This window comes from Flavobacterium sp. R1_16 (assembly GCF_057652095.1).
Genome location: NZ_JBYFCG010000001.1, coordinates 834468 through 848531 on the forward strand (window position 1 = coordinate 834468; position 14064 = coordinate 848531).

Sequence of the window (14064 nt, forward strand, 5' to 3'; positions counted from 1 at the left end):
AGTAATATTTTGGAATCTATTAGGATTCTAATTTCAAAACATTAGAAAATTTTTCTGTGTAATTTTTAATCCAAATGTGCATCATGAATAAAGGCATAATATAAGGAATCATTTTTCGGTCTCCTTTTTGCAAATTGCCAATTAACTTATTGATTTTAATGTTTTCAAAATAAGGCATTTGAAACATCGAACTTTTTGCAAAAGATTCCATTTCGTCTTTAAATGCGGGGCTTTTAATAATGTAATCACCCCAAGGAACACTCAATCCCACCTTTCTGAAATTTAGAATTTCCTTTGGTAATCGATTTTCCATAGCAGTTTTGAGGATGAATTTTCCTTTTTTTCCAGTAAAGAGCCATTCGTCATCGAGTGAGCCTAAGCCCACAATTAATCTTGGGTCTAAAAAGGGTTCTCTGCACTCGATAGATGCTCCCATGGTACAGCGATCATTTCTGTCTAAAAGTGAGCACAAATAGGTATGTTGGTCGAAGTAAAGAGCTTGTCTTTTTAAATTATTAGGATACAGTGTTTTTGCGTCTTCGTAAATTTCTTTTCGGTATTCGTTTTTGGGGATACTGCTAATTCCGAAATTCTTTTTGATATCATTTTTAAAGATGTTACAGCTATTAAAGAGAACCAAATCTTGTTCGTTTTTGAATTGTGAATACCGAATTAATTTTTCATATCTCGGTTTTTTTGAAAACATATCTATAGTTCCAATTGTGGCAATTGACTGTAATAACGAAGGATGTTTTAAAGCTTTGTATCTCACATAGCCTCCCATCATTTCATCAGCTCCTTCACCTGAGAGTAATACTTTTACGGAGGGTTTTGCCATTTGAGAAAGTGCCAAAAGATGAGGTTCACTCAAATGCATTATGGGTTCGTCCTGATAATAGGTAGAGGTAATTAATTTTTCGTAGAGTAAATCATTTTCTAATTGCATGCTATGAAAGCCGTAATGGAATTTTTTTGATAACATTTTTGCCAAATGCGATTCATCATGCTCTTCTTCTTTAAAACCAACATTGAAAGTTTGTAATTTTTTGAATTTTTGTTGGTATAAAGAGGCGAGGATGGAAGAAGAATCCAGTCCACCACTTAATAACACACCAACAGGCACATCACTCACCATTCGTAAACGTACGGCATCATCAAAAGTGTTGGAAAACCATTCTAGAGGATTGTCTATCTCACTGTGATTATTAATTTCGATTTGTAAATCCCACCACTTTTCTGTGTGTATTTTACCATTTTCATAAATGGTGATGCTATCCCCAGGTAACACTTTTTTTATGTTTTCATATAAGGTGTTTTCGCCAGCTACAAACCGATTAAAAATATATTCTCCTAATCCATCTTGGGCTATTTTTAGAGGGACTCCCGCCGCAAACAACGCCTTTTGTTCTGAGGCAAAATACAGTGTTTCATTATAAAAAGAATAATACAATGGTTTAACACCCATTCGGTCGCGAACCAAAACTAGTTTTCTTTCTTTTTTGTCCCACACAGCAAACGCGAACATTCCGTTGAGTCGATTCAACATTTCTAGACCGTACAGTTGGAAAAGTTTCATTAAAATCTCTGTATCAGAGTTGGTTTTTATATCAAATCCATGACTTTTGAGTTCAGAATAGAAATCTTTGAAATTGTAGATTTCACCATTATATACCATTACATATCTTCCATCCTCAGAAAGAAAAGGCTGATGCCCAGCCGAAGTAACATCTAACACAGAAAGTCTTCTGTGCCCTAAACCAATACTGTTTTCTATGAATAAACCTTTGTCGTCTGGTCCGCGATGCTCTAAGGCGTCACGCATTTTGGTGAGCACTTGTTCATCGACTTTTTTTTGCGATTGCAAATGTAAGATTCCATTAATTCCACACATACAGCATTATTTTTTTGTAGTGTAAATTAATTCATGATACCGGTCAGCGATTTTCTTCATATTCACTTTATAATTCGCTTTTTCTTCAACATATTTTCTATTGTTTATGACTGCCTGTTCTCTGTAGGTTGGATTTTCAACAGCCCAAATGAGTTCTGATGCTAACATTTCATAATTATCAACAGCAATCAATTGTCCGTTTTTGCGATGTTGAATCCAACTCTGATTTCCTGGAATATCGGTTACTATCGGATAGCAGTTTGTGGCCATAGCTTCAAACAGAGAGGACGATACCCCTTCGGTAATAGGCATACTGATGTAGAAATTGGATTGTTGCAGTAGTTGAGCTAACTGTGAATTGGAAATTGTTCTAGTAAAAATAACTTTTGTTTCTATCTTTAGTTTTAGAGACAGTTCTTTTAAGGATTGCAATTGTGCCCCGTCTCCAACAATAGTAAGTTGAAAATCAAATCTTTTGTTGTGAAGAATTGCAAATGATTTCAAAATAACTTCATGGCTGTATTCTGCAGATAAAGAACGGGTTACAATAGCCTTAATACGGTTTGATTCTGCGGTGTTTTTATTTTCAAAAACGGATAAATCAATACCTTTTGGCAACACCATAACCTTATTCATATCTACATTGGCTTTTTTCATAGCAATCGTCATTGCTGGTCCCCAAGCGTGAATCAGATCCGCTTTTTTGAATGCATAATTTTGAATTTTTCTCTTTAAGGGCAATAAAATAGAGTTTGCAGGCCACAAATCGGTGATGCCTTGCTGGGCAATGACCAATGGTCTAATTCCAGTTAATGCAGCCAAAAAACCATAGCTTGTTGTTCTTTCTCCAATAACCAAATCGGGTGCATATTGTCGTTTCATTTTTCTAATTTCGAAAAAAGAGCCAAAATATTCCAGAATTCTTTTCATGCGATTTAGAACTCCATTGCTAGGAGTTTTCAATTCCCATGTTAGAATTTCGAAGTCGCCAAATTCTTTTAATCCATTTATCCAAGTTATTGCGTCTTGCCTGTAGGTTTCTCCTAAAAAAAGTATTTTCTTTTTTTTCATAGTTGCCAAAACGACATTAGTCAGATGCTAAACCTCGATTTAAAAAGTCAATCAAGGGTTTTAAGACTAAAAGCCTCTCTGAAGTAGACTTTACAAAATTTTGTTCAAAGAGCATTGAGTCTTCTATTGGCATTGAAACGGTGAAACTTTTTAGCCTTAAAAATTCAATAGCTGGATGGTCTTTTTCATAATCTTTTGGTGCACTTTTCAGCGAATTGGTTTCGTTTCGATCTAATCCCTTGTAGTATTTTTTAAAGGTAGCGTCATTGACAATTTCTTCTAAATCCTCGTAGAAGAAAGCTATTTCTTTACGAATTTTTTTTAAATCAGCAGCCTCTGGTGAGTAGAATCCCCCGGCTATGAAACTCTTACCTTTTTCGATGTGAATGTAGTACCCAGGGGCATTTACACCACTTAAATTGGTGTTCATCCATATACCCATATGGGTTTTGTAGGGCGATTTATCTTTAGAAAAACGAATGTCGCGATTAATACGAAAAGTACAATTTTTAATTTCTAGCATTTCTAGTGAAGCATCCTTAGGTTTCATCATTTCGAGAAACGAACCAATCAATTCATGATACTCTTTTTTGTATTCCTCGTAACGTTTTTTATTTGCTAAAAACCATTCTCTGTTGTTATTGGATTTTAAATCTTCAAGAAATTGTAGCGTTTTTTTTGAAAGCATAAAATTAATTTAATTGTTTTTTTAAATCTTCTTCACTAATAAATCCTGAGTGTTTCCACTTGATTTCATTATTTTCATAGAGAATCAGTGTAGGAAGTTCGTCAATTTTGAGTTCTTTAAGAATGGTTTTGTTTTCATCGGCATTGAATCGTAATAATACGATTTTGTCAGCCATTTCTGTTTGCATTTTTAGGAGATAAGGAGTCATTTTTTTACAAGGGGCACACCATTCTGCATAAAAATTAACCAATACTTTTTTATCTGACTTTATTGCGTCTTGATATTCTTGTGGGCAAATCCCAATGATTTTATCGCTTGGTGAATCTATTCCAGCAGAATTCCACTTTAAAATTCCACCTTGTAGATTGTAAATTTTTTTAAAGCCTAATTCTGATAATTTATTGGCCGCTTGTTGACTTCTGCTTCCAGCCAAACAATATACAAAAACAGGTTTTTCTTTGTTGAATGTATTTGCTTTTTCTACAAAATTGTCATTTTTCCAATCCACATTTATAGCATGGTCAATGTGTTGATTTTTAAACTCTTCAGGAGTTCTTACATCGAGAATTTGGGCATTAGGAGTAGCATTTATTTTTTCTGCAAAGATGTTTGCAGGAACAGTTTCTAAGCTTTCAGACTGCTGCCCCTTACAACTGAGTGTAAGAAAATAAATTAAGGATACGAAAACAGTTGATACTTTCATTTGTGGTATTTTGTGAGAAGCTAAATTACAAATTCAAAAGGAAATTATAGGTTAAACATTTTATAACTTTGATGAGTTGTTTTAACAATGTTTTCTGTTCTATCAGCATGAGTGTCAGAAATGAATAGTTGTCCAAAAATGTCATTGTTGACCATTTCTACAATTTTACTAACTCGTGTTTCATCTAATTTGTCGAAAACATCATCAAATAATAGGATGGGTTTTACCCCAGATTGCTTTTTTACAAATTCAAATTGAGCTAATTTTAAGGCGATTAAGAAGGATTTTTGTTGTCCTTGTGAACCGAATTTTTTTATCGGATGATGATCGATTTCAAAAGACAAATCATCTTTATGTATACCAACAGAAGTAAAATGTAAAGCTCTGTCTCTAGTACTATTTTCTTCTAGAAGCGTCAATAATTTTTTTTCAAACAATTGACTTTCATAGACTAATTGTACTTGTTCTTCTGAACCTGTTATGGCTTGATGATGTTTGTTGAAAATAGGAATGAAATCTTCTAAAAATTGGTTTCTTTTTTCAAAAATTCGGTGTCCTAAATTATCTAATTGCTCATTATAAATGGATAAGGTGTCGTTTTCAAAAACATGATTTAATGCAAAATATTTCAGTAGTGCATTGCGTTGTGTTAGGATTTTTTGATACTGAATCAGTTCTTGTAAATAGTTAGAATCTAGTTGTGAAATCACACTGTCGATAAACTTTCGTCTCGTTTCGCTTCCTTCAATAATTAAATCTCTGTCAGCTGGCGAAATAATAACTAGTGGTATAAACCCAATGTGGTCTGAAAATTTTTCATATTGTTTTCCGTTGCGCTTCAGGATTTTCTTTTGGTTTTTTTTGAGACTGCAAACAATTTGCTCTATTCTTTCATTTTTTTCAAAAGCACCATCAATCACAAAAAAATCTTCTCCATGTTTAATGTTTTGTATCGCCAAAGGATTAAAGTAACTTTTTCCATAGGACAGGTGATAAATGGCATCGAGAACATTTGTTTTGCCTACGCCATTTTTGCCTACGAAACAATTAATTTTAGTGTCGAATTCGAAATTAGCTTCTGAAAAATTTTTATAATTAAATAATGAAATAGCTTTTAAATACATCTACAACGCTTGCTGATAGTGAGAACTTTGAAAATTTTACCAAATGTTTTTTAAGGGACTGCAAATTATTGAAAAATATCGATAAAAATGGCTTTCAAATATCAATAAAAATTTTATTTTTGCCACTCACTAATTTAAAATAAATGGCAACGTATAATAAAAGAGGTTATAAAGCTCCAAAAGAAAAAGAAGAAAAATTAGATACTAATTTTATTGAAGATGTAAATGTTGATGAAAAAGACAGTACAACTGCAGGCGTTTTTAATTCTTTAGACCAAACAGCATCAAAAACTGAAGAGTGGGTTGCAAGAAATCAAAAATATATTTTTGGAATTGTTACAGCAATTGCTGTTGTGACAGTTTGTTACTTGTTGTATCAAAAATTTGTTGCACAACCTAACGAAGAAGCTGCAGCAACCGAGATGTTCGAAGCACAACAAAATTTTCAAAAAGCAGTAGATGGAACTAAAAGTGACTCTTTATTTGCTCTTTCTTTAAAAGGTTCAGAGGGGAAATATGGTTTTAAGGATATTGCTGAAAAATATTCAGGAACAGCAGCAGGAAATTTAGCTAATTACTATGCGGGAATCGCCTCTTTAAATACTGGCAAATATGATGATGCAATTACCTATTTAGAGAAATTCAAATCGGATGATGCTATATTGAGCGTTTTAGCTGTTGGAGCTATAGGAGATGCTTATTCTCAGAAAAATCAATTGAAAGAAGCTTTGGAAAACTACATCAAGGCATCTGAAATGAATAAAAACGATTTTACTACACCACGTTTTCTTTTGAAAGCAGGTCAAACTAGTTTAGCTTTAGGGAATAAAGCAGATGCTTTAAACTATTTTACTGAAATTAAAGAAAAATTTGAAAGTACTCCAGAGGCTTCAGATATCGATGCTTTAATAGGATTGGCGCAGTAAAAACAGTTTAGATTTCGGATTTCTGAATTTAGAATTTCATACCTTTGATTTATGCATTTAAATCCTGAATTTTAATTCTAAAATCTCAAATACAAATGGCTACCGCTAACAAAAATTTATCGGATTACAATAAAGATACTATCCCAAATGCGAAAAATTTTCGGTTTGGGATTGTTGTTTCAGAGTGGAACGAACACATCACCGAAGGCTTGTACAAAGGAGCAGTAGAAGCTTTAACAGACTGTGGAGCTCTCCACAAAAATATCATCAGGTGGAATGTGCCAGGAAGTTTTGAGTTGGTTTATGGTTCCAAGAAAATGATTGAAACTCAAAAACCCGATGTTGTTATTACCATAGGTTGTGTTATAAAAGGAGAAACGCAACATTTCGAATTTGTCTGCGAAGGGGTTACTCAAGGCATAAAAGATTTAAACGTACTTTCAGATGTTCCAGTAATATTTTGCTTGCTGACCGATAATTCAGAGCAGCAATCTATAGATAGAAGTGGAGGAGCTCATGGCAATAAAGGTACCGAAGCCGCTATTGCTGCAATTAAAATGGCATACCTAAGACAACAAGCTTCCATTGGACATCATTTTGATAGAAGACAATTATTAAATTCAGGTGCTTTACAAATTGATGAAGGTTCCCCTTTGGAATTGAAGGAGTAAGCAATACCAATTAGTATTAAATCTATACTATTTGTAATCAGATAGTATGGATTTTTCTTTTTTATGATTACTTTGACTATAAAACCCAATAGAAATTACTTAAATTTGTGACCTTGGGAAAAAGAGATTGCTTCGTCCCTCGCAATGACCAACAAACAAAACTAATGTCGAGTATTATTCAATTACTTCCTGATCATGTTGCCAACCAGATTGCTGCGGGTGAAGTAGTGCAACGTCCTGCATCGGTGGTGAAAGAACTGCTAGAGAATGCTGTTGACGCCAAGGCTACCGACATTAAATTGATTATCAAAGACGGTGGGAAATCGTTAATTCAGGTTATTGACAACGGAGTTGGGATGGGTGTCACAGATGCACGACTGTGTTTTGAACGCCATGCCACCTCCAAGATTCGTCAGGCTGAAGATTTGTTTTCATTACATACTAAGGGTTTTCGAGGTGAAGCATTGGCATCGATAGCTGCTATTGCTCATATAGAGATGAAAACCAAGCAAGATCAAGAGGAATTAGGCACACACATTATCATTGAAGGGAGTAAATTTATCTCTCAAGAAGTAGCGGTTTTGCCAAAAGGAACTTCATTTGCGGTTAAGAATTTGTTTTTCAATATTCCAGCGCGACGCAATTTTTTGAAGTCGGAAGTGGTGGAGTACCGCCATATTGTTGATGAATTTCAGAGAGTAGCTTTGGCGCATGCCAATATTCATTTTACTTTTTATCACAATGGAAGTGAAATGTTTAATTTGTCTCCATCGAATTTCAGACAGCGGATTGTCACTATTTTTTCGGGTAAAACCAATGAAAAACTCGTTCCTGTGCAAGAAGAAACCGAAATTGTATCGATAAAAGGATTTGTAAGTAAACCTGAATTTGCTAAAAAGAGCAGAGGAGAACAATTCTTCTTTGTGAATGACCGTTTTATAAAAAGTGGTTATTTGCACCATGCTATCATGGCTGCTTATGAAGGCTTACTGAAAGATGGTGCTCAACCAAGTTATTTTTTATACTTACAGGTGCCGCCCAATACAATAGATATTAATATTCATCCTACGAAAACTGAAATTAAGTTTGACGATGAGCACGCCTTGTATGCTATTTTGCGTTCGGCGGTGAAACACAGTTTGGGGCAATTTAATATTGCGCCAGTTTTGGATTTTGATAGGGATGCCAATTTAGATACACCCTATCACTATAAGGATTTGGCAGGAGCAGTTCCTACTATTCAAGTAGATGGGAATTATAATCCGTTTTCAGAAGATTTGCCTAAAAAAAGCTTTAAATCAGACAGTTCCTATCCCAATAAAAAGATGGCTAATAGCGATTTTTCAAAGCAAATAGGAAGTTGGGAAGGGTTGTACGTAGGTTTAAAATCGGATATTGACTCAAGTCTTGAAGGCGAATTGACACAACAGGCACTAGTTGAAAATGATACATTTCATTTGGAAAGTGACGAAGTAACAGCTTCCTTATTTGATGAAGATGAGGTGGAAAAAGTAGTGAATAAGACCTATCAAATTCATAAAAAATACATTGTTAACCCAATTAAATCGGGCATGCTGATTGTAGATCAACATCGCGCGCACCAACGTATTTTATACGAGCAATTTTTAACCAATATGACGGTGCATCAGGCATCAAGTCAGCAATTGTTGTTTCCTCTGCAGTTGCATTTTTCCAAAAATGAAATGGTTTTAATCGCTGAGTTAAAAGAGGCGTTGAGCAATACGGGCTTTGTTTTTGGAGATGACGATGGAGAAAGCGTACTCATTTTAGGATTGCCTACACATGTTTCTCAAAGTGAAGTTTCGGTGGTTTTAGAACAACTTTTAAGCGATTTACACAATGGTATTCCAGAAAATAGTTTTAGCCAAAATGATAGTATTGCTAAGTCATTGGCACGAAGTTTGGCCGTAAAGACAGGTGTGCCACTTACAGAAAAAGAACAAGAGAATTTGGTGAACGGACTTTTTGCTTGTAAAGAACCCAATGTTTCCCCTTTTCAAAAACCTACTTTCATCACCATGCGTGTGGAAGATTTAGATAAAAAATTTGCAGTATGATGACTATCACACCCACTGTTAAGCAGTTATTGATAATTAATATTTTATTTTTTATTGGTTCTCAAATAGTACCAACATCTTATGATTTATTTGCTCTTTACTATCCAGAAAGTGATAAATTCAAAGGATGGCAATTAATTACACACATGTTCATGCATGCACCTTTTCCAAATATTATGCACATTCTATTCAATATGTTTGCGTTGTATTCTTTTGGGTCTGCATTAGAACATTTTTGGGGTGGAAAAAAGTTTTTGTTTTTTTACATTTCCTGTGGATTGGGAGCTGCATTATTGCATACAGGAGTGAATTATTATTTCTTTCAAGAAGGTATGAGTATACTTAATTCAAATGGTTTTACTAAAACTAAAATTTTAGAAATATTAAATCAAGGAAAAATAGATACAACTTGGCAAGAGTTAATGTCAGCCACTGATTTTGAAAATTTTACCAGTTCTTATTTTGGAACTATTGTTGGAGCTTCGGGTGCTATATATGGTTTGTTAGTTGCTTTTGCCTATATGTTTCCTAATGCTGAACTCGCTTTACTATTTATTCCCATACCAATTAAAGCAAAATATTTTGTGCCTGGTATATTGGCAATCGATTTATTTTTAGGATTCAAAGGACAATCAATTTTTGGAGCAGGAAGTACAGGAATTGCCCATTTTGCACATATTGGTGGTGCCTTAACTGGTTTTTTAATGATGTGGTATTGGAAGAAAGACCAGTTTAGAAATAACCGTTGGGATTAGTTTTAAGAGAAAGATAAAATTGAGTATGAATATTTTAGAAGATTTGAAATTACAATATCGTATGGGTGGTTTTGAGCAAAAAGTCATCTACTGGAATATTGGCGCTTTTTTAATTTCGATTGTGTTTTTTTATCAATTCAAGTTAGGATTTTTTGATTTCCCAACATGGATTGCTTTGTCTTCTAGTTGGGAAACAGTTTTATTTACGCCTTGGACATTGCTTTCCTATTCTTTTTTTCATGCCGGATTTTTTCATCTATTTTTCAATATGGTGGTTTTAAATTTTTCTGGGCGAATTTTTCTCACATTCTTTTCTCAAAAACAGTTTTTAGGATTGTATTTGTTGAGCGCTATTTTTGCGGGAATTGTTTTTGACGCAATTTATTTTTTACTAGGTCAAAATACTTCAATTGTTGGCGCTTCGGGAGCTATAATGGCGATACTAGTGGCAACAGCTACCTATGCACCATTTATGAATTTGAGACTGCTATTGATAGGTAATGTGAGGCTTTGGCAATTTGCTTCTGTGATATTGTTATTGGATTTTATACAGATTTTTGCAGAAAACACTGGGGGACATATTGCTCACTTGGCTGGGGCTTTTTTTGGTTTTATCTTCATCAAATTATTGCAAAAAGGGATAGACTTAAGTAGAGGCGTGACAATTGTTTTGGATTTTTCGACCAATTTATTTAGCACTAAAAAGTCTACTCCATTTAAAAAAGTGCATCGAAATTATCATTCTCCAACAGAAAAAAAGACACCTAAGATTGTTTTAAAAGATAAGTCTCAACAACAAATTGATGAGATATTGGATAAAATTAGTCAATCGGGCTATGACAGTTTAACCAAAGAAGAAAAAGAATTCCTGTTCAAAGTAGGTAAATAATAAACATAGATACATGAAGCGACTTTCGTGGTTCAATAAAGTGATGTTTTTTTTCAATATAGTTTTAACTATACTGACATTCATTGCTTATGTTTTACCATTTTTAGCCCCAAAAGTGTTTCCTTTTTTATCTGTTTTGACGCTTATATTACCTTTTTTTCTCATACTAAATAGTTTATTCTTTTTATTTTGGTTGATACAATTCAAAAAGCGGATGTTTCTATCAGGATTGGTGTTGTTGATGGGAATTACATTTATCAATAAGTTCTACAAATTTTCGGAAAAGGATTTACCAGAAAGCGAAAGTGATTTCATTGTTATGAGTTATAACGTAAGACTTTTTAATTTGTTTGATTGGATGTCTAAGGATGTAACGCCTGAAATTCAAACTTTTATAAATGATAAGAATCCAGATATTATATGTATTCAAGAATTTTCTACTGCTGCAAATATTGATTTGAAAGTCTATCCTCATCGCTATATTTTCATGCAAGGCAATAAGATAAAAACGGGTCAAGCTATTTTTTCTAAATTTCCAATAATTGATGAAGGAAATCTAGTATTTCCAGATTCGAATAATAATGTAATTTTTGCCGATATTAAAAAGGGGAAAGACATTATTAGGGTGTATAATATGCAATTACAATCTATTAAAATTTCTCCAGATGTAAACGAGATTTCTGAAAATATTGATGGTATCAATCAGCAGAAATCACAGATGGTAATAAACAGAATTAGTGTCGCCTTCAAGAAGCAACAACAGCAAGCAGAGATTATCAAAAATCATAAAAAAGATTGTGAGTATCCTATTATTATTTGTGGAGATATGAACAACAGTGCCTTTTCGTATGTATATCGAAACATCAAAGGGAATCTGAAAGATACTTTTGAAGAAGCTGGCAAAGGATTTGGGAAAACCTATAATTTTAAGTATTATCCAGTTCGTATTGATTATATTTTTGCTGATGCAAAGATGAAGGTTAAGAATTTTCAAAATTTTCCAGAATTTGAAAACTCTGACCATTATCCATTAATGGCGCGATTGTCAATGGAATGATTTTTTATATTTTTTGATTTTTCAAATAATCCAAAGCGTATTTACCTTCGTTAAATAGTAGGTCTAGAATGCTTAAATTATTGATGTAACCGTGCTTATCTTCAAAGACTTGAGTGTAGTTTTCAAATCTAGAAGCGTCTTTTTTTCCGTTAGCTAAAAATCTAAAATCGCTGTATTCAGGAACTTCGTGGAAATATTCTTCGGTCTTTTTAAAGTCAAAAGGAATTCTCAAACACTTTGAAACAATTTCCATAGTCTCGAAATTTAAGTCCATCAAAAAAGTATGCTTTTTATTGAATATTGGAGCTAATTCATCTTCAAAAAATTCGAAAAAAGGAGACGTTCTATAGGCGGCTTCCAAGGATTTAAAATGTTGCTTTTGCCAATCGAAAGAAGTTTCTAGTTGTACTTCTTTCGTTTTCTGATGTTTTTCTTTCGTATGTTTTATAGGAATATTTAGCAATTGTATCCCATTAGGACTATAAATATACGTCCTATTTCTATTGGTTTGTTTCTGAAAGTTATCCTCAGTTTCAAAAGTAATAGTATCCGATTGCACCATTGCCACATAATGGCTTATGGATGGAAAGTAGGTTGGATATACTAATACATTCATCTTCGCTTGGTTCAAATATAAGTCTTATTGAGCGTTTTCTTTTTTCTTATTCATGTAAAAAGAAATACCAAAATAAGCGGCAAGACCAATCAAGAAAAATTTAAAATAGGAGTAAGGCTGCCCTTCACCACCAACAGTTGTGAATACACGATCCCATCTTACTTTATTTAGTCCTTTTCCATTTGAATCTAAACTCATCCAAATGAAAACTGGTTTCCCAACAATATGATTTTCTGGAACATATCCCCAATAACGACTGTCTTCAGAGTTGTGACGATTGTCTCCCATCATCCAAAAATAGTCTTGCTTGAAGGTATAGGAGTTCGCCACTTGTCCATTGATTCTTATCTCTTGCCCATTTACTTTTAAATCATTGCCTTCATATTCGGTAATAATTCTTTTGTAAAAAGGCAAATTTTCAATAGTCAAGGATATTTTTTTACCTTGTTGAGGAATGTATATAGGACCATAATTATCTTTATTCCATTTGTTTTGTATTTGTGGGAATACATTTGGTTCAGGAACATTAGAAACATTTCTGGTAACATTTGTAACTATTGGATTGTTTTTCAATCTATTTGCTGCTACATCTGTTAATGCAGTAAAAAGAAACGTGTTTGCGGCAGTTTGATATATACCATCAGTAATGTTCAATTCGTTTACAAGATAAGTTGGGTCAAAAGCTTGACCGTTTGTCGTAATAGTATAGGAATATTGAGGCTTTGCTCTTTCAGGAAGGATTAATTGTTTGCCATTTATGAAAACAATGCCATTTTTTATTTGAAGAGTATCTCCAGGAATTCCTTGACAGCGTTTAACGTAATTTGATTTTTTATCGATAGGTTTATCCGCTTTTCTTTTTGATGTATCGAAGAATTTATAAACGGTATCTACTGGCCAGTTAAAAACTACAATATCATTTCGTTTTATATCTTGTAGACCTGGTAATCTGAAATAGGGAAGTTGTGGCCATTTGAGATACGATCTTTTGTGTAATAAAGGAATCGTATCGTGCACCATTGGTAAAGCCACCGTTGTCATAGGTACTCGAGCACCATAATTGTATTTGCTTACAAACAAGAAATCGCCCACCAATAATGATTTTTCCAAGGATGATGTTGGAATAGTGTAGGGTTGCATCACATAAGTGTGAACCAATGTTGCTACAATAATTGCAAATAATAAGGAGCTAATGGTATCAGCAGTTTTGTTGGTTGGAATTAAACTTCTATCAGAAATATAATTGAGTTCTTGGGTGTAGTTGATATAGTAAATATAAAATCCAAGAGTCGCAACCCCTAAAATGGTATCTAGTGTTGAATTTTTTCCAAAACTTCTCAAGGTTTCCACCCAAATCACTGGAAACATAATAAGATTTATGATAGGAAGAAATAGCAAAATAGTCCACCAAGTAGGGCGATTGATAATTTTCATCAAAACAATTGCATTGTAAACAGGGACCAAAGCTTCCCAGCGTTTTCTTCCAGTAGCTTCATATAATTTCCAAGTTCCCATAAAGTGAATTACTTGCACAATCAGGAAAAATAATAACCATTGATAAAGTGTCATAAAAAGTCGTTTTTAGATAAGAATAA

Annotated in this window: 13 protein-coding genes; 6 read left to right on the forward strand and 7 right to left on the reverse strand. The window is 33.5% G+C overall.

All coding sequences use genetic code 11. The features are described 5' to 3' along the window. Positions 1-19 precede the first annotated feature (19 nt). From asnB to recF, 5 genes are read right to left on the reverse strand one after another with little or no spacing between them, the layout of a single operon-like run. Positions 20-1891, reverse strand: a complete 1872-nt coding sequence (asnB, locus tag AC23L6_RS03560; RefSeq protein WP_487562303.1) for an asparagine synthase (glutamine-hydrolyzing) — start codon at positions 1889-1891, stop codon at positions 20-22. Between the two features lie 6 nt (positions 1892-1897). Continuing rightward, entirely contained in the window at positions 1898-2962 is a 1065-nt protein-coding gene (locus AC23L6_RS03565; protein ID WP_487562302.1) for a glycosyltransferase family 4 protein, read from the reverse strand. 16 nt (positions 2963-2978) lie between these two features. After that, positions 2979-3650: a DUF2461 domain-containing protein gene (locus tag AC23L6_RS03570; protein WP_487562301.1), complete on the reverse strand. Its 672-nt coding sequence runs from the start codon at positions 3648-3650 to the stop codon at positions 2979-2981. Positions 3651-3654: 4 nt separating this feature from the next. Further along, a complete protein-coding gene (locus tag AC23L6_RS03575) occupies positions 3655-4353 on the reverse strand; it encodes a thioredoxin domain-containing protein (protein ID WP_487562300.1) in 699 nt (232 codons plus the stop codon). Positions 4354-4397: 44 nt separating this feature from the next. Then, the gene (recF, locus tag AC23L6_RS03580; protein WP_487562299.1) at positions 4398-5477 is read right to left on the reverse strand and encodes a DNA replication/repair protein RecF; all 1080 of its coding nucleotides are present in this window, start codon (positions 5475-5477) and stop codon (positions 4398-4400) included. A gap of 143 nt (positions 5478-5620) precedes the next feature. Between recF and AC23L6_RS03585 the strand changes: the two genes are divergently transcribed. The 6 genes from AC23L6_RS03585 to AC23L6_RS03610 all read left to right on the forward strand — a co-directional run bounded on the left by AC23L6_RS03585 (position 5621) and on the right by AC23L6_RS03610 (position 11853). Next, entirely contained in the window at positions 5621-6403 is a 783-nt protein-coding gene (locus AC23L6_RS03585; protein WP_487562298.1) for a tetratricopeptide repeat protein, read from the forward strand. Between the two features lie 95 nt (positions 6404-6498). Next, entirely contained in the window at positions 6499-7074 is a 576-nt protein-coding gene (gene ribH / locus AC23L6_RS03590; RefSeq protein WP_487562296.1) for a 6,7-dimethyl-8-ribityllumazine synthase, read from the forward strand. 164 nt (positions 7075-7238) lie between these two features. Further along, entirely contained in the window at positions 7239-9152 is a 1914-nt protein-coding gene (gene mutL, locus AC23L6_RS03595; RefSeq protein ID WP_487562295.1) for a DNA mismatch repair endonuclease MutL, read from the forward strand. Further along, positions 9149-9907 carry a rhomboid family intramembrane serine protease gene (locus tag AC23L6_RS03600; RefSeq protein ID WP_487562294.1) on the forward strand — a complete coding sequence of 253 codons (759 nt, stop codon included), beginning with the start codon at positions 9149-9151 and terminating at the stop codon, positions 9905-9907. The genes mutL and AC23L6_RS03600 overlap by 4 nt, the downstream gene beginning before the upstream one ends. A gap of 25 nt (positions 9908-9932) precedes the next feature. Beyond that, positions 9933-10796, forward strand: coding sequence for a rhomboid family intramembrane serine protease (locus AC23L6_RS03605; protein WP_487562293.1), 864 nt, complete (start codon positions 9933-9935; stop codon positions 10794-10796). A gap of 13 nt (positions 10797-10809) precedes the next feature. Further along, entirely contained in the window at positions 10810-11853 is a 1044-nt protein-coding gene (locus tag AC23L6_RS03610) for an endonuclease/exonuclease/phosphatase family protein (RefSeq protein WP_487562292.1), read from the forward strand. 4 nt (positions 11854-11857) lie between these two features. Here AC23L6_RS03610 and AC23L6_RS03615 read toward each other — a convergent pair whose 3' ends face one another. Continuing rightward, on the reverse strand, positions 11858-12469 hold the full coding sequence (locus tag AC23L6_RS03615; protein ID WP_487562291.1) for a WbqC family protein: 612 nt from the start codon (positions 12467-12469) through the stop codon (positions 11858-11860). A gap of 24 nt (positions 12470-12493) precedes the next feature. Then, positions 12494-14038 (reverse strand): signal peptidase I, encoded by a 1545-nt coding sequence (lepB, locus tag AC23L6_RS03620; protein WP_487562290.1) that lies wholly within the window; start codon positions 14036-14038, stop codon positions 12494-12496. Positions 14039-14064: the final 26 nt, after the last annotated feature.